Genomic DNA, 23,280 nt, shown 5'->3' with positions numbered 1-23,280 from the left:
GTACTTTTGATTTAATATTTTTATAACAATTGAACCCCACATGCACAAAAAGCTTTCTTTCTTTAAAATAAAAAAGTGGGTTCCAAATTACCTTGGACGAACAATGCTTTTTCAGAAGAAAAAGAATTATACAAAAATAGCAGCATTTAGTCTAATTGCAATATTTATTTTGGCCTGTAATTCAGAAAAAAGAGTTCCGGCCAGAAAACAACTTCTGGTTAAGAATGAAATTATTCAAAATGGCAAACTGACAAAGAATCAAACCATTTATGATCAACTGTATCAACAACCAAATAGCTCTATACTTGGATATCGCATGCAGCTGAATATTTATAATTTGGCCAATCCAAATCCAGATTCAACATTCAATTTAAAATATTTAAACAAGCAAAAAAAATACGACAGAGAAGTCAAATGGCTCTCTGCAAAACAAGTAGAAAGACTTCGCAAATCATTTTGGTACCACGGAATACATGAGTTTTTGAAAGAAACGGGAGAAGCTCCGGTTATTGCTGATACTTTAAAGTCAAAAAAATCATTAACCCGTCTTAAAAGTTATTATTTTAACAATGGCTATTTTAATGTAAAAGCTTCTTATAAATTAGATTCATTGGCGCCCAAAAGAGCGGAAGTAAAATATTATTTAACCACAGGAAATCCTTATTTTTTAGACACGATAAAAAACACCATTCTGACTCCCGTTTTGGATTCTCTTTATAAAACGTCAAAATCACTGATTGTTTCGGGAAATCAATACAAAACAGAAGACTTTGAAAATGAGAAAAACAGAATTAATACGCTGTTTAGAAATAATGGTGCATACCGTTTTCAGTCCAATTATGTAACTTTTGATATTGATACTATCAACAAAAAAGACAAAGCAAATGTGAATTTGAATATTGGCAATTATTTATATCAAGAAAACGATTCTACTAAAACTGAACCCTTTAAATTGTATAAAATAAGCGATATTAATATTTATACAGACTACTCTGCTGCCAATCACAGTTCAACAATAAAAGACAGTGTTTCCTATAATAATATGCATTTGTATGCTTATGACAAAATAAAATACACGCCTCACGCCATAACCGATGCGGTTTTCATTACAAAAGGAACAACATTTGCAGATTATAAAACAGTATTATCAACCCGGTATTTGAATAATCTTAAAATCTTTAATTATCCTTCGATACAATACGAAGTAGACAAAAGAGACAGTACCGCGCAATCTTTAATAGCCAACATTTACTTGACACCAAGGAAAAAGTATAGTTTTGGATATACACTGGATGTCACGCACTCCAACATAGAAGATTTTGGTATTACCGGCAGCATCACAGAGACCGTCAGAAATGTTTTTAATGGAGCTGAAACATTAGAACTTTCAGCAAGAGGAAATATTGGCGCCTCAAATGACATAGCCGATGCCAGAGATAGTTTCTTTAATGTTTCGGAATATGGAGTGGATGCAAAACTTAACTTTCCTCGAATTATATTCCCGTTTAAAACTGAAAAAATCATTCCGAAGAGTATGATTCCTTCTACCGTAATGAGTTTGGGGCTTTCAAAACAAACAAACATCGGATTAGACAAAGAAAATTTTACCGGCTCATTTTCCTATAATTGGACGCCAAAAAGGAACAATACAACGCGATTGGATCTTCTAAATTTTCAATTTGTACGAAATCTGAACCCAGAAAATTATTTTAATGTTTATGGCAGTTCCTATGATGCGCTGAACGCTATTGCACAAACCTACAATATAAATTCTGAAAATGTTGATAAATTTGGAAACTTAATAATTGAAAGTGGTACAACTGGATTTACGAATGAAGTTCTGTCTGAACAAACAGCTTTAACACCAAATGACCCAGATTATCAGGATGTAAACAGTATTGAGCAACAAAGAATTAGACTTACCGATAATGATTTTATATTGGCTACCAATATTACTTTCACAAAAACCACCAAAAAAGATTTACAGGATAATGATTACTACATATTTCGAACAAAAGTAGAATCAGCCGGAACTATACTGTCCGCCATTTCAAATATTGGAAACCTTCCTAAAAACGATAATGGAAATTATGAAATTTTTAATTTAGAATATTCAGAATATATCAAAACTGAGTTTGATTACATCAAACATTGGAATTTGAACAAAGGAAAAGTCTTTGCTGTACGATCGTTTTTTGGGATTGCCATTCCTTACGGAAATTCAAATTCTATTCCGTTTTCAAAAAGTTATTATGGCGGAGGATCAAATGACAATAGAGCTTGGCAACCTTATAGTTTGGGTCCGGGAAGCAGTTCTTTTTCTAATGACTTTAATGAAGCCAACATGAAAATTGCACTTAGTGCCGAATTTCGTTTTCAAATAGTAGGCAGATGGAATGGTGCTTTATTTGCAGATGCAGGGAATATCTGGAATGTTTACGACGATGTTACTTATGAACCTGCAAAGTTTACAAGTCTGAGTGACTTAGGCGAAATTGCTTTGGGAACTGGATTTGGAATTCGATACGACTTGAGTTTTTTTGTTGTTCGCGTTGATATGGGGTTCAAAACCTATAATCCCGCCAACGAAATTGGTCAAAGATGGTTTACCCAATATAATTTTGCAAATTCTGTTTTTAATTTTGGTATAAATTACCCGTTCTAATGCTAATTAATTCTTATTTTTGCAAACTATAATCTAAAAACTAAAAAAAACAATTAAAAGAAATTACAATGGCACACAATATTAAACCCGGAGTAGCTACAGGCGATCAAGTACAAGAAATTTTCAATTATGCAAAAGAAAAAGGATTTGCGCTTCCTGCAGTAAATGTTATTGGATCAGACACTATCAATGGAGTTCTTGAAACTGCTGCAAAATTAAACGCACCAGTTATCATTCAATTTTCAAACGGTGGTGCACAATTTAACGCAGGAAAAGGACTTTCTAATGCAGGTGAAAAAGCCGCTATTGCTGGAGGTATTGCAGGTGCAAAACACATACACACATTGGCAGAAGCATACGGAGCAACTGTTATTTTGCATACTGACCACTGTGCCAAAAAATTATTACCTTGGATTGATGGATTATTGGACGCATCAGAAGAACATTTTGCTGCAACAGGAAAACCATTATTCTCTTCTCACATGATTGACCTTTCTGAAGAATCAATCGAAGAAAATATCGAAATCTGCAAAGGATATTTGACTAGAATGAGTAAAATGGGAATGACATTGGAAATCGAACTTGGAATCACCGGTGGTGAAGAAGATGGTGTTGATAATTCTGATGTAGATAGCTCAAAATTATACACTCAACCTTCTGAAGTTTCTTATGCTTACGAAGAATTATCAAAAGTAAGCCCAAGATTTACAATCGCTGCATCTTTTGGAAATGTACACGGTGTTTACAAACCAGGTAACGTAAAATTAACTCCAAAAATCTTAAAAAATTCTCAAGATTATGTTCAAGACAAATTCAAAACTGGACCAAATCCTGTTGATTTTGTTTTCCACGGTGGATCAGGTTCTACTTTGGAAGAAATCAGAGAAGGAATTAGTTATGGTGTTGTAAAAATGAACATTGATACAGACTTACAATTTGCCTTTACTGAAGGAATACGTGATTTTATGGTAAACAATATTGAATACCTTAAAACTCAAATCGGAAATCCAACTGGTACAGATGCTCCAAACAAAAAATATTACGATCCAAGAAAATGGTTGCGCGAAGGTGAAGTTACTTTCATTACAAGACTAGAGCAAGCATTTGCTGACTTAAACAATGTGAATACTCTATAATATTTTGAATTTTAGATTTTAGGTTTCACGAGGAAATCTAAAATCTAAAATTTTATATCTAAAATAAAATAAATGGCTTGGTTTAAACGACACGAAAAAGGAATTACTACGGCTACTGAAGACAAAATGGATATTCCAAAAGGACTTTGGTACAAATCACCTACAGGAAAAATTATTGATGCTGATGAATTGGCTCGTAATCTATTTGTAAGCCCCGAAGATGGTTTTCATGTACGAATTGGAAGTGCTGCCTATTTTGATATTTTGTTTGATAACAATGAATTTGTTGAATTGGACAAAAACATGACATCAAAAGATCCTTTGCATTTTGTTGATACAAAAAAATATGCAGACCGATTGAAAGAGGTTATGGAGAAAACGCAACTTAAGGATGCGGTTCGAACAGGAGTTGGAAAATCAAAAGGAAAAGACGTAGTTATATGTTGCATGGATTTTGCCTTTATTGGCGGATCGATGGGAGCAGTTGTAGGAGAAAAAATTGCAAGAGGAATAGATCATGCTATCAAAAACAGATTGCCTTTTGTAATGATATCAAAATCGGGTGGTGCCAGAATGATGGAAGCTGCTTATTCCTTGATGCAATTGGCAAAAACATCTGTAAAATTGGCACAACTCGCCGAAGCAAAACTGCCTTACATTTCACTTTGTACAGATCCAACAACAGGAGGAACAACAGCATCTTACGCCATGCTAGGAGATATTAATATTTCTGAACCAGGTGCTTTAATAGGATTTGCAGGGCCTCGTGTAGTAAGAGACACTACCGGTAAAGATCTCCCAGAAGGATTTCAAACCGCGGAGTTTCTACTCGAACATGGTTTCTTGGACTTTATCACCGCCAGAAAAGAGTTGAAAAATAAGATTAACCTATACCTTGATTTAATTCAAAACAATCCAATTAGATAATTGAAAATCCTGAGAAATCAGGATTTTTTTTTATATTTATATCAAATGGAAAAAATTGAATCATGGATGAAACTCTTTTAAATCAAACTCCAGCTTACATCATAATTATTGTTTTGCTGATTTTAATGTTTTTAACCTACCGATTGGGTTATCTCTTCAGAGTGTTTGAAATAAAAAAAAATGATGTAATTTCTAATGATGGCTTAAACCCAATTCAAGCCTCTTTTTTTGGTTTGGTAGCATTACTTCTTTCTTTTACTTTTAATATGGCAGCCGTCAGATATGACAATAGAAGAGCAGTTATTGTTGAAGAAGCAAATAGCATTAGAACAGCTATTTTATGCACTGATATGTATCCCGAAGCTTTGAAAAAAAATCTTCTAACCGAATTAGAAAAATACGTAGATTTTAGAATCACCTATTATACTGCTGACATAAATGAGCAAAAAATCGATTTGGCCAAACGCAATTCAAATCAAGTGTTCAAAAAAATATGGACTGCAGTCATCAAGGATGCTGAAAATCCGGAGCACCTAATCCGTTCTCAACAAATGATTCCAGCTTTAAATAAAATGATAAATGTGGTTGCTTCTAGAGATGCCATTATAACTGCAAAAGTACCAAAATTGGTATTATATCTTTTATTTATTGCTGTTTTACTAGCTAGCTTTACAGTAGGATATACCAACATCGAGAAACAAAAAAACCATCTTTTGGCGATTGTGTTTTCAATAACTGTAGTCTTTACGGTCTTTATAATTTTAAATTTAGACAGACCCAGAAGAGGAATGATCAATGTAAACAGTACAGAACAAAAAATTGTGGAGCTAAAAAATCTCTTTTAATTAAACTCTTGGTTTTCCGTTTTTTAATTCTTTTTTGGCAATTGTAAAAGCCAATTTTTCTCTCCATTTTGCATAACGAACTCTAAAAACTACTTTAAGAGCACTATCTACTGCGCCATGCATAAACAGACTCCAAACACTGGCCATTTTTCTGGTTATAGATTTATCCCATGCGCGAAGTGTCAAGGAGAAAGAACCATCAATATAGCGCATCCAATGCCACATTCCTGTTGGCATAAACAATGTATCTCCATGCTCTAGAAAAACTTCATATCCTTCTACTCCTTTTAGTGCCGGGAATTTTTCAAAATCGGGATTGGCAACATCATAATCTTCAAGTGCATAAGTGGTATTAGGAATACAGTAAAGTCTTTTTTTCCATTTATTATCAAACAATATAATATGTTTTCGTCCTCCAAAATGAGTATGAAAAAGATGAGGCAAATCAATATCGTAATGCAAAAAAGTGATTGCACTTGAACCACCAAAAAACATCGCTGGCATACTTTCTATAAAACCACCCATTAAGTCTTTTGGGATTTTTATATCATCAATTAATTCGGGATTGTGTTTGAATAGGTTCAAGAAAAAAATACGCAATTCTGTTGGCTCTCTTTTTATAAGATCTAAATATTCCCCGAACTTCATACTGGCGATTGACGCATTTATAACTTTAGAAGGATCTGCTTTTGAATTATCGACTAACTTAACTTCGATATCTCCGGCAATTTGCTTGAAATAATCTGTCGACCACTTTTCTCTAGCTGGCCAATCTTTAGTCAGTCCCTTTATAATTAAAGGTTTTCTTTTAACTAAATAGTTTTTTTTAAAATCATCTCTGGTAATTGATTCAACTGTATCAACTGGCTTTAAAATAAAACTCATCTATTTATTTTTTAATAATTATAATGCAAATTTTACTCAAAAATACCTAAATATTCATATCTCTCAAAATTTACAATAAAATAATCTATAGTGACATACTACATTCCGGTTCTGATCGCTTCAACAGGATCAAGCTTTGAAGCTGCAATGGCAGGAAGGATTCCTGAAATCAATCCAATTATAGCAGCCAATCCGGTTCCTAAAAGAATATTTTTCATACCAAGAACAAATTCAAAATCTAATGCATTAGTCAAAACCAGTGCTATAATCCAAACCATAAACAATCCTATAATTCCGCCCAATACAGAAAGAATTATAGCTTCGAATAAAAATTGAAACAATATAAATCGGTTTTTAGCGCCCAAAGATTTTTGAATTCCTATAAGATTGGTGCGTTCTTTTACGGACACAAACATAATATTTGCAATTCCAAAACCGCCCACCAGTAAAGAAAAACCACTGATAATCCATCCCACCACATTCATTTGACCAATTATACCATCAATAAGATCTAGAAAACCAGCAAAGACATTAATAAAAAAATTGTCTATTTCTCCCGCTTTCAATCCTCTAAAATTTCTAAGTTTTTGTGAAATTTCACTTTTATATTCCTCCATATCCACTCCTTTTTCGGGTTTGAATATAATAACATTCGTTAAATTCGGATTATTATCTCCGTACAATCTTCGAACAAAATTAACAGGTATAAAAGCAGATGAATCATCGCTATCTCCAAACATACTGGACCCTTGTTTTTTCAAAACCCCAATAACAGTAAAGCGTTGCCCATACAATCTCACATTTTTTCCAATAGGTTCAGCATCTTCGAAAAGAGATTTTGCAATTTCATTTCCAAGTACAATTACAGTCGAGCCCGAATTTGCTTCCGATTCATTATAAAAACGTCCTTTTTCAAATTCCAATCCCTGAATATCAATAAATTCATAAGAAACTGGAACAATATTCACTGCGCTAACAGTGTTGGATTCGTATTTAATTGATTCGCTTTTCGTAAATATTTGATACCCCAATTGATCGGTATGTGTCATTGCTCCTTTCAAATAGACATATTCCGAATATTTTACATTAGGAAATTGTTCTCTTTTCCATTGTGGTATATCCGAAGGTCCGAAGGAAAATTTCAATAAATAAATAGTATTTTTATCAAGGCTGCTTAAATCCTTAGAGATTTTTCTATCCAAAGAGTCTACTGCGGCAAGTACCGCAATTATTGAGAAAATACCGATAGTAACCCCCAATAAAGAAAGCAATGTTCGCAATTTATTACTGCGTAAAGCATTCATGGCAAAACCAAAACTCTCTTTTAATAATCGTAGGTAAACTAACATAGTTTTTAAATTTGTGTTACTGTAAAATTCTATCTTTTTTTTTCAAAATCCTAAAAAAAATACATTTAACAATTGGTATGTTATTTTAAGAGATTGTTACATTTTTTTATTGAATTATATTATAGAAAAAAACTATTTTTGCACTTTATAATCATAACTACCTCGATGAACACAACAAAAACAATCCAATCAGCATTAATTTCGGTCTTTTCAAAAGAAGGCCTTGAACCAATTGTAAGAAAATTGCACGAGCAAAATGTAATTTTTTATTCTACAGGAGGCACCGAGGAATTCATTAAAAATTTAGGAATACCCGTTATTCCCGTTGAAGATGTAACTTCGTATCCTTCTATTTTAGGCGGAAGAGTAAAAACACTACATCCAAAGGTTTTTGGAGGAATCCTAAATCGTCAGGACAACGAAAGCGATATGCAGCAAATGCAGGAATACAACATTCCGCAACTTGATTTGGTAATTGTTGATTTATACCCTTTTGAAAAAACAGTTGCTTCTGGCGCAAGCGAAGAAGATATTATCGAAAAAATAGATATTGGTGGTATTTCATTGATTCGCGCTGCTGCAAAAAACTTCAAAGACACGGTAATTGTTTCGTCAATGGATCAATACGGTTTGTTTTTGGATATGATTACTACTCAAAATGGAGCTACAACATTAGCCGACAGAAAACTATTGGCTACAAAAGCTTTTCATGTTTCTTCTCATTACGATGGCGCCATTTTCAATTATTTTAATACTGACGAAACGATTTATAAAGCCAGTATAGAAAATGGACAAGTGTTGCGTTACGGAGAAAATCCACATCAAAAAGGATTTTTCTTTGGCGATTTTGATGCTATGTTTACCAAAGTTCACGGCAAGGAATTGTCATATAACAATTTGCTAGATGTTGATGCTGCCGTTAATTTGATCCATGAATTTAAAACAGACGGACCAACTTTTGGTATTTTAAAACACAACAACGCTTGCGGATTGGCAACAAGAAAAACCATTAGCGAAGCATACAATGTGGCGTTGGCTTGTGATCCTACCTCTGCTTTTGGAGGTGTATTAATCGCCAACACAACAATTGATGTGGCAACTGCCAATGAAATCAACAAGTTGTTTTGTGAAGTAGTTATCGCTCCTTCTTATGATGCAGAAGCATTAGCAATATTACAGGAAAAGAAAAACAGAATTATTTTAATCCAAAATGATGTTGAGTTGCCTCAAAAACAAGTAAGAACGTGTTTGAATGGATTACTGATTCAAGAAAGAAATAACATCACTGATACTAAAGCAGACTTAAAAACCGTTACATTAACTGCACCTACAGAACAAGAAATTGAAGATTTGATTTTTGCATCCAAAGTTTGTAAAAACACTAAGTCAAATACAATTGTATTTGCCAAAAACGGTACTTTAATTTCTTCTGGAACAGGACAAACTTCAAGAGTAGATGCATTGTTGCAAGCTATCGAAAAAGCGAAAGTTTTTGGATTTAGCTTAGAAGGAGCTTCTATGGCAAGCGATGCTTTTTTCCCATTTCCAGATTGTGTTGAAATTGCAAAAAAAGCTGGAATAACAGCAGTAATTCAACCTGGAGGATCAATAAAAGACGAATTGAGCATTAATTATTGCAACGAAAATAATGTTGCAATGGTATTTACAGGAACGCGTCATTTTAAACATTAATTTGTTTAACTTTGTGCGTAATATATTTATAACTTTTTAACCCCAAAAAGACATATGGGATTTTTTGATTTCATGACCGAGGATATTGCGATAGACCTTGGTACAGCAAACACTTTAATCATTCACAATGACAAAGTCGTAATTGACAGTCCGTCTATAGTTGCTCGTGATAGAATATCTGGCAAAATAATTGCAGTTGGAAAAGAAGCCAATATGATGCAGGGGAAGACGCATGAAAATATTAAAACAATTAGGCCTCTAAAAGATGGTGTAATTGCAGATTTTGATGCCTCTGAAAAAATGATCAGTATGTTTATCAAAAGCATACCGGCATTAAAAAAGAGAATGTTTACACCTGCTTTGAGAATGGTAGTTTGTATTCCCTCTGGAATTACCGAAGTAGAGATGAGAGCGGTAAAAGAATCGTGCGAAAGAGTAAATGGAAAAGAAGTGTACTTGATACATGAGCCTATGGCTGCAGCAATTGGTATCGGAATCGATATTATGCAACCTAAAGGAAACATGATTGTTGATATAGGTGGTGGAACGACTGAAATTGCAGTAATTGCATTAGGTGGAATTGTATGTGACAAATCTGTGAAAATTGCAGGTGATGTTTTTACAAATGACATTGTGTATTATATGCGTACGCAACACAACTTATTTGTTGGAGAAAGTACAGCTGAAAAAATAAAAATTCAAATTGGAGCAGCTATAGAAGATCTAGAAACTCCTCCAGAAGATATGTCTGTTCAGGGAAGAGATTTATTGACTGGAAAACCAAAACAGGTTGAAGTATCTTATAGAGAAATTGCTAAAGCATTAGACAAATCCATACAAAGAATTGAAGATGCAGTAATGGAAACTTTATCTCAAACTCCACCAGAATTAGCTGCCGATATCTATAATACAGGTATCTATCTTGCAGGTGGTGGTTCAATGTTGAGAGGACTTGATAAAAGAATTTCTCAAAAAACAGACTTACCCGTTTATATTGCAGAAGATCCATTAAGAGCTGTTGTAAGAGGAACTGGAATGGCACTTAAGAATATAGCAAAGTTCAAAAACATTCTTATAAAATAGTAACTAAAAAAAATCCCAAATACCAAGTTAGATTTTATCTAATTTGGTATTTGGAATTTTTTAAATTTTTAAATTTAAAAAATGCAGCAAATATTTTCATTTATTATAAAAAACAGTAATAGATTGCTGTTTTTGCTGCTTTTGGGTATTTCGTTATCGCTCACTATTCAATCCCATTCATTTCACAGGAGTAAAGTCATTAGTTCTGCCAATTTTTTGAGTGGCGGTGTCTATGAACAAATCAATGCTTTCGATGAATACCTTCATCTAAAAGAGCAAAATGATGAACTCGCCATGGAGAATGCCAATTTAAAAAGTTTACTTTTTAAAACTCAAGACAGTACCAAAGTTCCTGATTTAGAAAATCTAAAAGGAGTTGAACCAGAAGACATTGTAGTTGCCAAAGTTATTCATAACTCTTTCAATGTATACGAAAACTTTTTAACTCTGAATGCAGGTTCTAAAAAAGGGGTGAAACCTGATATGGGTGTTGTAAACAGTCTTGGAATTGTTGGAATTACTGACAATGTATCGGCCAATTATTCTACTGTTATAAGTATCTTGAATATTAAATCACAAATCAATGCCAAAATCAAAAATTCCGATCACTTTGGCTCCTTGAATTGGAATGGAAAAAGTACAGGTTACGTTCAGTTGATAGACGTCCCTAGATTGGCTACGGTAAAAAAAGGTGACACAATTGTTACTGGTGGACAATCAGTTATATTTCCAGAAAACATAGGGATTGGAACTATTTCTAAATTGGAAACAGATACTGAAACGCATTATTATACCATAACAGTAAAACTATTTAACGATATGACCAATTTGGGCCATGTTTACATTATAAAATCTGGGAACAGCGAAGAAATTAAAAATTTAGAAAAACAAGGTAAAGATGAATAGCACGTTTTTGGTGAACATTTTTCGATTTATCTCCTTATTAGCCTTACAAATTCTAGTTTTTAATAACATGAATTTTTGGGGTTATATAAGTGCATTTCCTTATATTCTTTTTATCATTTTGTATCCAGTAAATGGTAATAGAGCTGGATTACTGATGTCCAGTTTTTTACTAGGTTTGATAATGGATTTATTTTGTAATTCGGGAGGAGTACATGCTACCGCTTGTTTACTTCTTGCCTACTTTAGACCTTTCTTTTTTAAATTTTCATTTGGACTCAGTTATGAATATCAAACTGTAAAATTAAATGATGTCTTAACACCCGAACGATTCTCTTTTATTTTACTTTCGGTTGTCACTCATAATTTTACCTTGTTTTTATTAGAATCTTTTCAAATAAGTTTCTTTTTCGATGTTTTACTTAGAACTATTTTAAGTACAGTATTTACCATCATTTGTTGTATCATTCTGATTTACCTTATAAAGCCAAATAAAAGATGAGAAAAGTCCTGTTGCCAGCTTTAATTATAATTGGCGCTTCTTTATTAATCCTCCGAATATTTTATTTGCAAATTATTGATGACACTTATAAACTTAAGTCCGACAATAATGCTATTAAAATTAAGTATGATTATCCTGAACGCGGTTATATTTATGACAGGAACGGTGTTTTGTTGGTTGCCAATCAGCCTTCTTATGACATCATGGTAATTCCAAGAGAGTTAAAAAACACCGATACCTTAGAATTCTGTCAGTTATTAAATATTACCAAAGAAGATTTTATAAAAAAAATTGAAAAAGCAAAAGTTTATAGTCCACGATTACCTTCTGTTTTTTTGGCACAATTAAACAAAAGTGAATTTGCGGCATTTCAGGAAAAAATCAGAAAGTTTGAAGGTTTCTATTTTCAAAAGCGTTCTCTACGCGATTATGAAGTAAATTATGGTGCCAATATTTTTGGTTTTATCACGCAGGCCAATGAGAAACTTATTGCCAAAAATCCATACTACAAAAGTGGTGATTTAATTGGGAAACAAGGTGTTGAAGAAAGTTATGAAAAAACACTGAGAGGTATAAAAGGGGTGAAATATTTTCAAAAAGACAAATTCAATAGAGAAATTGGGGCTTTCAAAGAAGGGAAATACGACACTATTGCTGTTCAGGGCGAGGATATAAATCTAACAATTGACGCTGCTCTGCAAAAATATGGTGAAGAATTAATGGTTAATAAAAGAGGTGGTATTGTAGCGATTGAACCCAAAACTGGTGAAATTCTAGCCCTAGTCACAGCACCTTCCTATGATCCAGGAATATTAGTAGGCCGTCAAAGATCCAAAAATTACACAAAACTGTATCACGATTCTATTGCAAAACCACTTTATGACCGAGGGTTACTTGCAGAATATCCTCCAGGGTCTCCGTTTAAAATTCTAACTGGCTTAGTTGGACTTCAAGAGCAAGTTGTAGAGGAAGAAACTACATTTATGTGCAATCATGGTTTTGCTTATGCTAGAGGGCGATTTCAGAGATGCCACTGTGGTGGTGGTGTTCGCGATTTACATGTTGGCATTTATAAATCTTGCAACGCCTATTTCTCAAATGTTTACTTAAGAACTATCGCCAAATATGCAAAACCTGCCTATTCAGTTGATGTCTGGAGTAATCACGTAAAGAGTTTTGGATTAGGTCAATTTATGGGTTATGATTTACCTACCGGAAAAAAAGGAAATATTCCTAGCTCTAAAACATATAAAAAAATATATCCTAATGGCGGCTGGAGAGGAACCACTATAATTTCTAATGCCATTGGGCAAGGAGAAGTATTAATGACTCCCATTCAATTGGCCAACATGATGTCGGCCGTGGCCAATGAGGGCTATTATTATACTCCTCATATCATCAAAAAGATTAAAGGAGAAAAAATTGATCCAAAATTCACAACAAAACACGTAACTACTATTGACAAAAAATATTTCCCACCTATGATTAGTGGACTATTCGATGTTTATAATAAAGGAACGGCTTATGCCTTAAGAGTAGAAGGAATTGATATTTGTGGAAAAACAGGAACTGCTGAAAATTTTGCTAAAATTGATGGTAAAAGAGTTCAACTTAAAGATCACTCGATTTTTGTCGCTTTTGCCCCAAAAGACAATCCTAAAATAGCGATAGCCATTTTGGTTGAAAATGGAGGGTTTGGCTCAACAATTGCAGGCCCTATTGCGAGTTTAATGATTGAAAAATACCTTAGGAAAAAAATCACAAGAACCGACTTAGAAACTAGAGTATTAAATTCAAGTTTACAAGGACAATACGCAAAACTAGGTGGCCTTTCTGAAGAAATTAAAAAAGAATTAAGGATAAAAGATTCTATTTTACAAAGTAAAACAAAAGCAACTGCTCTAAAGATAGACTCTACTAAAACCAAAAAATAATACATTCATATCAAATGAAAAATCAAAGTTTATCAAACAATATTGATTGGATATGTATCATTATCTATATTGCACTTGTATTTTTAGGCTGGTTGAATATCTATTCTTCATCCTATTCTTCCACAGAAGGCACATATGAAAAACAAGCCATATTTATCGCTTTAACAATCCCGCTTATTTTTATTTTACTATACATTGACGGTAAATTTTATGAAAAATATGCCAGTATTATATTTGGCTTCTCTTTATTATCATTGGCAGGTTTATTTTTATTTGGTAAAGTAATTGCAGGTCAACGCTGTTGGTATGCCTTTGGAAGCTTCACATTACAACCTTCCGAATTTGCAAAAGCCGCTACAGCATTAGCCTTGGCAAAATATCTCAGTGACACTCAGATTAATTTAAAAGATGTCAATCGACAAATTCAAGCATTAGCCATTGTGTTTTTGCCCGTAATGTTGATCTTGCCGCAACCCGACCCGGGAAGTGCCTTAATCTATAGTGTTTTTATAATTGTTTTGTATCGGGAAGGATTACCTTCTTGGTATGTCTGGACAGGATTTATCACTATTCTACTATTTGTATTAACATTGGTTTTAGAGCCGCAATATGTAATTTTAATTGCGCTTATCGTTTTAGTATTTATTCATTACAAATCACGATTAGGTGATCGAAATGTAGTACTAAGCGGTATTCTTTTTGCAGCTATTTCCGGTTTTGTGTTGTCTGTAAATTATGTGTTTACTCACGTTTTCAAACAGCATCATCGCGATCGATTTAATATTTTATTGGGTAAAGCAGTAGACATGAAAGGTATTGGATACAATACCAATCAATCTGAAATTGCAATTGGCTCTGGGGGTTGGCTTGGAAAAGGTTTTCTTGAAGGCACTCAAACCAAGGGTGGTTTTGTACCAGAACAACATACCGATTATATTTTTACAACAGTAGGTGAAGAATGGGGTTTTGTTGGTTCTTTGGTTGTAATTGGATTATTTGTAGGACTGTTCCTTCGTGTAATTTATCTTGCCGAAAGACAAAAAACGAAATTTAGCAGAGTTTATGGCTATTGTGTTGCCGGAATATTATTTACCCACTTTTTTGTAAATATTGCTATGGTTGTTGGAATATTTCCGACCATTGGTGTTCCCTTGCCTTTCTTTTCGTATGGAGGTTCCGGACTTTGGGGTTTTACTATTTTATTATTTATTTTTATAAAAATGGACGCCAATAAAGTAAATGAATGGTAAAAAAGTGCACTAATTAAAACTCCACTCTTTGTAATCATTTGTTTTTTCCAACTTGTTTTCGATGGAATCCTCCAATTTAGGAAAGAAATCAATTCCTGTCATTTTTTCTATACTGTCAACTGAAACAACAAAACTGTATAAAGACTTATCACTTTTTTTATTAGGTATCAAGAATGCAATTATTTTATAATTCCCGTTAGAACTATTTAAAATAATTTTATAAAAATAGTTTGGTATAGCTACTTTTTCTTTTCCTATTGTTGATAATGAATTCGATAACACACCTCCTGTAACTACATAAAGACCATCATATTTTTCAGCCCAATAACGCACTTTTTCTTCCAATCTATTCCAAACTCCATCATTGAATTCATGCAATTGAGGTGAAATATTTGAAGTAAAAAAAGTATCATAGTAAGCGTTCTTATCAAAACTCATATCACCTGCAGGGCAAAGATGTCCTTTGTCATAACCGGAATTTTTGTAGTTTTTCCAATCTGCAGAACCCGTTGCTACTTTTGGATCTTCAATAAAAAATGGTCTTTTGAAATGATTTCTTTTCTTATTTATATGAAGTCGATAAGCCACCCATTCTGCTTGCTCGTACTTTTCACTATACGATAAGGTATAAAACTGGTGGTCTATAATTTGATTTGTTGTTGAAGTTGGCAAATAATCTGAGGAACTATTTTGGTTCCTTTGCTCTTTAGAAAGTAAAACATTGCTTGAGTTAACCACTTTTTGTTCTCTTTTGACAAAAGCATTGTTATCAAAATTATTGTCCTTGCAGCAAATAAAAAAAAGAGTAAACACCAAAATAAAAATCAGGAAACGTAGAGATCTCATTTTTATAAAATTATTTTTTGCAAAAAGAAACATTCAAAATGTTTTTAAAGCATTTCTCACAGTGATTAACGTATTAGGATTTAACTAATTTGCCTTTTTTAAATTCAGGCATATTGTGTTTTACGATTAATCTCGGTTGCAAATCGTCCAATACATTTAACGCTTCTTCTACATAAATATCTTTAGACAGACTTTCATGCCATCTTTCTCTTTTTTCTTTTAAAGAAGGATCAATATTCATTCCTTCCAATTCATAAGGCAAAGAAGTAAAATTCAAATCATTTTTATAATCTACAATAGGCTGATACTTTTTTGCAATGGCATCAATTTCATTCTGCTCCACTCTGAATTTATCTATATTTAAACTGTAAGTATTGTCATTGCTCCTACTATCAATCCATTTAGCATTTTCTTCAATCAAATTAAATTGAAAGTTTTCTGAAATTCTCTTTCTGCTATTAGCAATAGCCTGATCAAATTTTGCATTGTCATTCCAAACCGTATAAGGCGCAGCATCAATTTTGTCCCATGACATTGCATGTGCTTCGTCACGCTCTCTCATTTTTAAATATTCATATCTATCTGGCATAACTACATCACTTCTTACTCCCTCCAATTGCGTTGAACCTCCATCGATTCTATAAAATTTTTGAATGGTTAATTTCAAAGCTCCTAAATCCCCAAGAGTACTGTTCTGTACATATTGATTTAGATCCAAAACTCTTTGTACTGTCCCTTTACCATACGTTTGTTTGCTACCAACAATAATTCCTCTTTTATAATCCTGAATAGCTGCCGCCAAAATTTCCGAAGCTGATGCTGAAAATTCATTTACCATAATTACCAGTGGTCCATCCCATTCAATCTTCTTATCAGTATCATACAAAATTTCTTTTTTGTCTCCAGATTTGACTTGAACAATAGGTCCATCTTTTATAAACAAACCAGCAATATCAACAACTGTAGCTAAAGAACCTCCTCCATCGTCACGAACATCTAATACTATACCATTAACATCAGCTTTTTTCAAACGGTCTACTTCAATAGCTATATCCTTGGCAGCATCTCTTCCATCACCTTCAATATTTTCTAAATCCTTATAAAATTTAGGCAAATAAATAATACCATATTTCAACCCATTTTTCTCTACTAGGCTTGATTTTACATACGTTTCTTCGATTTCCACAATGTCTCTAATAATGGGGACAACTTGTATAGTACCATCTGCTTTTTTAACTGTAAGACGCACCTCAGATCCTTTTTGTCCTTTTATTTTTTTTATAACATCACTTAAACGCATTCCCACAACATCTTCTGGAACACCATTTGATTGAGCTACTTTGATAATTAAATCTCCTTTTTCCAATTGCTTTCCTCTCCAAGCAGGTCCGCCAAAAATAAGTTCCGAAACCTCAACGTAATTATTCTTCTTTTGCAATTGAGCTCCAATCCCTTCAAATTTGCCGCTCATACTTACATCAAAGCGTTCTTTTTCTTCGGGTGCAAAATAAGAAGTGTGCGGATCAAATTGTGACATGATGGAATTGATGTATAATGCAAACCAATCCTCTCTTTTTAAATCATTCATAAACCCAAAAGACTCATTCAATGATTTTAATGAACTCTCTCTTGTTTCTTTTTCCAAATCTAAATCTGATTTTGAAACATAATTTGGGTTTTTTATTTTTTCGGCTTCTTCAACTTTTTGCTTATCTGTAAGGGCAGATAGTGTAGATATCTTTATTTGCTTTCTCCATCTATCCTTAAGTTCTGCAGTATTTTTTGCATAAGCAGCTTTATCATAATTTACATCAAAATCTTCTTCAATTTTATAATCAAATGGAGTGCTTAAAATATCTTTAAATATTTTTTTGCTTTCTTCCATACGAAACATCAATCGATCGTAAGTTAGGTTAAAGAAAATTAAGTCTTTGTTATTCAACTGGTCGTCTAATTCCAATTCGTATTTGGAAAACTCATTAATATCGGACTGCAAGAAAAATCGTTTTGATGGATCTAGAGCGGCTATATAATCTTTATAAACACCTTTAGAAAAATTATCATCTATTACTGCTGGATTGTAATGCCCTTTTTGAATTACAAATGTCAATAACTCCAAAAGTAGTTTATCTCTTTCAGGATCTACTCTTTTCTTGGTATTTACAGCAAATGCGAATAATGAAGTCGAAAGACATACTATTGCAATTAGTTTTACGAAGTTTTTTTTCATCTGTGGATAATATTGTTTTTATTTGAATATGTAATTCGCATATCTTCTTTAATAATTACTGCCAATTTTAAAGTATCTTATTTCCTAATATAAAATTAGAATCCGTCAAATATAATTCTAAATTATATCAAAATCTCTGTCAACTCGATAGTATATTAGATAATTTTTTATAAAAAAAATAAACTTGCTTTTTTAACTTAAAAAATCATGTTAATATACCTTTCATGCTGATTTTTAGGCATTATAGAGTCAAAAAAAACGCTTCAAAAAATATTGAAGCGTTTCTTGTTTGTAAAAAATTGAAAATTTTAGGATTTAACCAATTTCCCTTTTTTGATTTCAGGTATATTGTTTTTAACGATAGATTTTGGCTGTAAATCATCCAAAACATTTAATGCTTCTTCTACATAAATATCTTTTGATAAACTTTCGTGCCATCTTTCTCTTTTTTCTTTCAAAGAAGGATCTTTGCTCATTCCTTCCAATTCATAAGGCAAAGAAGTAAATTTTAAATTGTTTTTGTAATCAACAATAGGTTTATATTTTTTAGCAATATTTTCTATTTCATTTTGCGCTACTTTGAATTTATCAATATTCAAACTGTATGTATTCTCGGCACTTCTGCTATCAATCCATTTTGCGTTTTCTTCAATCAATTTAAATTGAATATTCTGTTCAATTCTTTTTTTACTATTAGCGATAGCTTGATCAAATTTTGAATTGTCTTTCCAAACAGCGTAAGGAGCCGGATCTATTTTGTCCCATGGCATTGCATGTGCTTCATCACGTTCCCCCATCTTGAGATAAGCATATCGATCTGGCATAACTATATCACTACTCACCCCTTCTAATTGTGTCGAACCACCATTAATTCTATAAAATTTTTGAGTCGTTGTTTTCAATGCTCCTAAATCACCTGCAGCACTATTGCGTACAAATTGGTTCAAGTCTATTACATTTTGAACCGTTCCTTTACCATAGGTTTGTTTGCTTCCAATAATAACTCCTCTTTTATAGTCCTGAATAGCAGCCGCCAAAATCTCTGAAGCCGAAGCCGAAAAGCCATTTACCATAATTACAAGTGGCCCATCCCATTCGATTTTTTTATCAGTATCATACAAAATTTCTTTTTTCTTACCTGCCGATTTAATCTGAACGATAGGCCCCTGTTCGATAAATAATCCAGCTATATCTACAACGGTAGACAAAGATCCACCACCATCATCACGGACGTCTAATACAATACCATTTACTCCAGCTTTTTTCAAACGATCAACTTCTAGAGCAATGTCTTTTCCGGCGTCTCTTCCATCTTTATTTTCGAAATCTATATAAAATTTCGGTAAATAAATCACTCCGTATTTCAAACCATTTTTCTCTACAACGCTAGATTTAGCATACGTTTCTTCTATCTCAACAATATCTCTTATGATAGAAATAACTTGTATAGTCCCGTCAACTTTTTTTACAGTCAAACGCACTTCAGAGCCTTTCGGTCCTTTTATTTTCTTAACAACATCATCTAAGCGCATCCCTACTACATCTACCGCAACGCCATTGGCTTGAGCCACTTTCATGACTAAATCTCCTGCCTCCAGTTGTTTTCCTCTCCATGCAGGCCCTCCAGAAATAAGTTCTGAAATCTCTGTATAATCATTTTTCTTTTGCAATCTGGCACCAATACCTTCAAGTTTTCCGCTCATACTCACATCAAAACGCTCTTTTTCTTCGGGTGCGAAGTAAGAAGTATGCGGGTCAAATTGTGACATGATGGAATTGATGTATAGTGTAAACCAATCGTCTCTTTTTAACTCATTCATAAACCCAAAAGATTCATTCAATGAATTCAATGAACTTTCTCTGGTTTCATTTTCCAATACTATATCCGTTTTTTCGACATACTTTGGATCTTTTACTTTTTTATCCTCTTCTAATTTTTGCTTATCTGTAAAAGAAGATAGTGTAGATAATTTTATTTGTTTTTTCCATCTTTCTTTCAATTCTGTTGAATTTTTTGCATACGGAGCCTTATCATAATCTACATTAAAATCTTCCTCGATTTTATAATCAAAAGGTTTACTTAATATGTCTTTGAATATTTTTTTGCTTTCTTCCATGCGAAGCATTAAACGGTCGTATGTAAGATTAAAGAAAGTCAAATCCTTATTGTTTAATTGGTCATCTAACTCCAATTCGAATTTAGAAAACTCATTAATATCAGACTGCAAGAAAAAACGTTTGGAAGGATCCAAAGCGGCTATGTAATCTTTATACACCCCTTTTGAGAAATTATCATCAATTATGGCTGGGTTATAATGCCCTTTCTCAATTACAAATGTCAATAACTCCAATAGTAATTTATCTCTTTCGGGATCTACTGTCTTTTTTGTATTTATATTAAAGGCAAATAAAGTAGCCGAAAGGCATACTATTACTATGAGTATTTTATAATTTCTTTTCATAAAGCTAATAATAGAATTCATCAATTTTTTTATCTAAGTTACATTAAAAACTATGCCAACCCCCTAGATCACTACATAATTTTTTGTTAAACATACAAAACTAGATTTTTTGTAAGACCAAAAGAGCCCGAAAAATATATTTTATATGTTTGCAATATAAGATTTTGTGTTAGTACATTTGTTCAAAAAGACATTTTTTTTCAACAATTCTAATTTTTAAAAAACATAAAATGAAAAATGAAAGGCCTTTAATACTAATAACGAATGACGATGGTGTTTCGGCTCCCGGCATAAGAGCATTAATCGCCGTTATGTCTGAAATTGGCGAAGTAATTGTCGTGGCGCCAGACAAGCCTCAAAGCGCTATGGGTCATGCAATTACGATAAATAATACCTTGCATTTAAATAAAATTTCTAAAGATTCTGATGAAATTACAGAATACAGTTGCTCTGGAACTCCTGTTGACTGCGTAAAAATAGCCGTGAATGAAATTTTGAAAAGAAAACCTGACTTATGCGTTTCCGGAATCAATCATGGTTCCAATTCTTCTATAAATGTAATCTATTCGGGCACCATGAGCGCCGCTGTAGAAGCCGGAATAGAGGGAATTCCAGCAATTGGTTTCTCATTATTGGATTATGATTGGAATGCCGACTTTGAGCAGATCAAATCGTATGTCAAAACAATTACACTCGAAGTTATAAAAAACAAACTCCCAGAAGGTGTTATTTTGAATGTCAACTTTCCAAAATTAAAAGAAAAGCAAATTAAAGGAATAAAAATTTGCCGTCAAGCGAATGCCCTCTGGATGGAAAAATTCGATAAAAGACAAACGCCACAAGGCAAAGATTATTACTGGCTTACGGGAGAATTTGTCAATCAGGATAAAGGCGAAGATACTGATGAATGGGCACTCGAAAATGGATATGTATCAATAGTTCCCGTACAATTTGACCTAACCGCACATCATGCAATTCAAAACCTTAATAAATGGCAATGGAATGACATTGACAGCATTCCTAATAAAAAATAAAATATAAAAATAGAATACAATCTTCAATTAAAAAAATAGTATTCACTCATGAATAAAATAGACTTACTCATCGGATTTGTAATAGGAATTCTGGCTTCTTTTTTGGGAATGTTCCTATACCTTACACTTATTGTTCATTTAGATTTTATGACAGGCATTCAATTAATGAAAACCGAAGGCAAACTTGGCAAAATCGTAACCTTAGGCTCAATTTTAGATTTACTGGCTTTTGGCCTATTATTAAAATTCAACAAAGAGCTAATGGCAAGAGGTGTCGTTTTGGCAGTCATTGTATTGACCATTATAACTTTGTTTATTTAATATTATATTTGTTTGATTAAATAAATGAAAGAAAATGAAATACTACATTATTGCTGGGGAAGCTTCCGGAGATTTACACGGTTCCAATTTAATGAAAGCACTCTATGAGGAAGACCCGAGTGCCGACATCCGTTTTTGGGGTGGAGATTTGATGCAAAATGTAGGTGGTACACTGGTAAAACACTATCGCGAATTGGCTTTTATGGGTTTTATTGAAGTGCTTTTCAATCTAAAAACTATTTTAAACAATATCAAAATTTGCAAAAATGATATTTTGCAATTCAATCCTGACGTAATTATTTATATCGATTACCCAGGTTTTAATATGCGAATTGCCAAATGGGCCAAAGAAATCGGATATAAAAACCACTACTATATTTCGCCACAAATCTGGGCCTGGAAAGAAAACCGAATCACAGCCATCAAGCATGACATAGACAAAATGTATGTTATTTTGCCTTTCGAAAAAGATTTTTACGAAGTCAAACATAAATTTCCAGTTGAATTTGTCGGACACCCATTGATTGATGCTATTCACAATCAAGCTGGTATTGACGCCAATACTTTTAGAGCAGAAAATCATTTGTCCGAAAAACCAATTATTGCCATTTTGCCTGGAAGCCGAAAACAGGAAATCAGCAAAATGCTGTCTGTAATGCTCAGTGTTGTCAACGATTTTCCCGATTATCAATTTGTAATTGCAGGAGCACCAAGTCAGGAACGTTCTTTTTACCAGCAATTCATTTCAGGCGAAAACATAAAATTCATCTCAAATAAAACCTACGCCTTATTGCGCAATTCAACTGCGGCATTGGTTACTTCTGGGACAGCAACCCTAGAAACGGCACTTTTCAAAGTTCCCGAAGTGGTTTGCTACAAAGGCAGTTGGGCATCGTACCAAATCGCCAAACGTATCATTACACTAAAATACATTTCGCTTGTCAACCTAATTATGGACAGAGAAGTGGTGACCGAATTAATTCAAGACGATTGTTCTACCAAACGCATTCGAGAAGAACTGACCAAAATCCTAGAACCCAATTACCGCAAAACGCTACTCGAAAACTACGATTTACTGGAAGATAAACTTGGCGGAATTGGTGCCAGCAAAAAAACTGCTCATTTAATTGTTAACGCAATAAAGTAATTTCAAAATCTTTGGGCGTGCCCCCATAAAGAAAAGAGGCCAACTTAGCATCGCGCTTAGTCGGCCTCT

Annotated in this window: 18 protein-coding genes; 13 read left to right on the top strand and 5 right to left on the bottom strand. The window is 33.2% G+C overall.

The genetic code is table 11. The features are described 5' to 3' along the window. Positions 1 to 40 precede the first annotated feature (40 nt). The 4 genes from OLM57_RS06910 to OLM57_RS06895 all read left to right on the top strand — a co-directional run bounded on the left by OLM57_RS06910 (position 41) and on the right by OLM57_RS06895 (position 5,573). On the top strand, positions 41 to 2,665 hold the full coding sequence (locus tag OLM57_RS06910; RefSeq protein WP_319800274.1) for a BamA/TamA family outer membrane protein: 2,625 nt from the start codon (positions 41 to 43) through the stop codon (positions 2,663 to 2,665). Positions 2,666 to 2,733: 68 nt separating this feature from the next. Then, positions 2,734 to 3,801 carry a class II fructose-bisphosphate aldolase gene (fbaA, locus tag OLM57_RS06905; protein WP_264566494.1) on the top strand — a complete coding sequence of 356 codons (1,068 nt, stop codon included), beginning with the start codon at positions 2,734 to 2,736 and terminating at the stop codon, positions 3,799 to 3,801. Positions 3,802 to 3,873: 72 nt separating this feature from the next. Further along, on the top strand, positions 3,874 to 4,728 hold the full coding sequence (gene accD / locus OLM57_RS06900) for an acetyl-CoA carboxylase, carboxyltransferase subunit beta (RefSeq protein ID WP_264566493.1): 855 nt from the start codon (positions 3,874 to 3,876) through the stop codon (positions 4,726 to 4,728). A 62-nt stretch (positions 4,729 to 4,790) separates the two neighbouring features. After that, positions 4,791 to 5,573 carry a hypothetical protein gene (locus OLM57_RS06895; RefSeq protein WP_264566492.1) on the top strand — a complete coding sequence of 261 codons (783 nt, stop codon included), beginning with the start codon at positions 4,791 to 4,793 and terminating at the stop codon, positions 5,571 to 5,573. On the opposite strand, the gene OLM57_RS06890 is transcribed toward OLM57_RS06895, so the two are convergent. Further along, positions 5,574 to 6,458 (bottom strand): cupin-like domain-containing protein, encoded by an 885-nt coding sequence (locus OLM57_RS06890; RefSeq protein ID WP_264566491.1) that lies wholly within the window; start codon positions 6,456 to 6,458, stop codon positions 5,574 to 5,576. It abuts the gene before it with no gap. Between the two features lie 98 nt (positions 6,459 to 6,556). Beyond that, entirely contained in the window at positions 6,557 to 7,807 is a 1,251-nt protein-coding gene (locus OLM57_RS06885) for an ABC transporter permease (RefSeq protein ID WP_264566490.1), read from the bottom strand. Between the two features lie 165 nt (positions 7,808 to 7,972). Between OLM57_RS06885 and purH the strand changes: the two genes are divergently transcribed. From purH to rodA, 6 genes are all read left to right on the top strand, one after another. Next, on the top strand, positions 7,973 to 9,499 hold the full coding sequence (gene purH, locus OLM57_RS06880) for a bifunctional phosphoribosylaminoimidazolecarboxamide formyltransferase/IMP cyclohydrolase (protein ID WP_264566489.1): 1,527 nt from the start codon (positions 7,973 to 7,975) through the stop codon (positions 9,497 to 9,499). A gap of 54 nt (positions 9,500 to 9,553) precedes the next feature. After that, entirely contained in the window at positions 9,554 to 10,582 is a 1,029-nt protein-coding gene (locus OLM57_RS06875; protein WP_116764027.1) for a rod shape-determining protein, read from the top strand. Between the two features lie 81 nt (positions 10,583 to 10,663). Continuing rightward, complete coding sequence (gene mreC, locus OLM57_RS06870) at positions 10,664 to 11,488, top strand: rod shape-determining protein MreC (RefSeq protein WP_264566488.1); 825 nt, start codon at positions 10,664 to 10,666, stop codon at positions 11,486 to 11,488. Beyond that, on the top strand, positions 11,481 to 11,987 hold the full coding sequence (locus OLM57_RS06865; protein WP_264566487.1) for a rod shape-determining protein MreD: 507 nt from the start codon (positions 11,481 to 11,483) through the stop codon (positions 11,985 to 11,987). The genes mreC and OLM57_RS06865 overlap by 8 nt, the downstream gene beginning before the upstream one ends. Continuing rightward, a complete protein-coding gene (gene mrdA / locus OLM57_RS06860; RefSeq protein WP_264566486.1) occupies positions 11,984 to 13,921 on the top strand; it encodes a penicillin-binding protein 2 in 1,938 nt (645 codons plus the stop codon). The genes OLM57_RS06865 and mrdA overlap by 4 nt, the downstream gene beginning before the upstream one ends. A gap of 14 nt (positions 13,922 to 13,935) precedes the next feature. Continuing rightward, positions 13,936 to 15,171, top strand: coding sequence for a rod shape-determining protein RodA (rodA, locus tag OLM57_RS06855; protein WP_264566485.1), 1,236 nt, complete (start codon positions 13,936 to 13,938; stop codon positions 15,169 to 15,171). A gap of 9 nt (positions 15,172 to 15,180) precedes the next feature. Here rodA and OLM57_RS06850 read toward each other — a convergent pair whose 3' ends face one another. The 3 genes from OLM57_RS06850 to OLM57_RS06840 form a co-directional block, all read right to left on the bottom strand. Then, on the bottom strand, positions 15,181 to 16,017 hold the full coding sequence (locus tag OLM57_RS06850; RefSeq protein WP_264566484.1) for a DNA/RNA non-specific endonuclease: 837 nt from the start codon (positions 16,015 to 16,017) through the stop codon (positions 15,181 to 15,183). A 73-nt stretch (positions 16,018 to 16,090) separates the two neighbouring features. Further along, positions 16,091 to 18,247 (bottom strand): carboxy terminal-processing peptidase, encoded by a 2,157-nt coding sequence (locus OLM57_RS06845; protein ID WP_264566483.1) that lies wholly within the window; start codon positions 18,245 to 18,247, stop codon positions 16,091 to 16,093. A 308-nt stretch (positions 18,248 to 18,555) separates the two neighbouring features. Next, the gene (locus tag OLM57_RS06840; protein ID WP_264566482.1) at positions 18,556 to 20,730 is read right to left on the bottom strand and encodes a carboxy terminal-processing peptidase; all 2,175 of its coding nucleotides are present in this window, start codon (positions 20,728 to 20,730) and stop codon (positions 18,556 to 18,558) included. A 209-nt stretch (positions 20,731 to 20,939) separates the two neighbouring features. Here OLM57_RS06840 and surE point away from each other — a divergent pair, with 209 nt between their 5' ends. From surE to lpxB, 3 genes are read left to right on the top strand one after another with little or no spacing between them, the layout of a single operon-like run. Continuing rightward, positions 20,940 to 21,743: a 5'/3'-nucleotidase SurE gene (surE, locus tag OLM57_RS06835; RefSeq protein WP_264566481.1), complete on the top strand. Its 804-nt coding sequence runs from the start codon at positions 20,940 to 20,942 to the stop codon at positions 21,741 to 21,743. Positions 21,744 to 21,791: 48 nt separating this feature from the next. Then, the gene (locus tag OLM57_RS06830) at positions 21,792 to 22,064 is read left to right on the top strand and encodes a hypothetical protein (protein WP_264566480.1); all 273 of its coding nucleotides are present in this window, start codon (positions 21,792 to 21,794) and stop codon (positions 22,062 to 22,064) included. Between the two features lie 34 nt (positions 22,065 to 22,098). Then, positions 22,099 to 23,211, top strand: a complete 1,113-nt coding sequence (gene lpxB / locus OLM57_RS06825; RefSeq protein ID WP_264566479.1) for a lipid-A-disaccharide synthase — start codon at positions 22,099 to 22,101, stop codon at positions 23,209 to 23,211. Positions 23,212 to 23,280: the final 69 nt, after the last annotated feature.

The sequence above is a fragment of the Flavobacterium sp. N3904 genome (genome assembly GCF_025947305.1).
Classification (GTDB): Bacteria; Bacteroidota; Bacteroidia; order Flavobacteriales; family Flavobacteriaceae; genus Flavobacterium.
The sequence above is the reverse complement of the archived record's forward strand: the minus strand, read 5'-3'. Positions and strand labels throughout refer to the sequence as shown.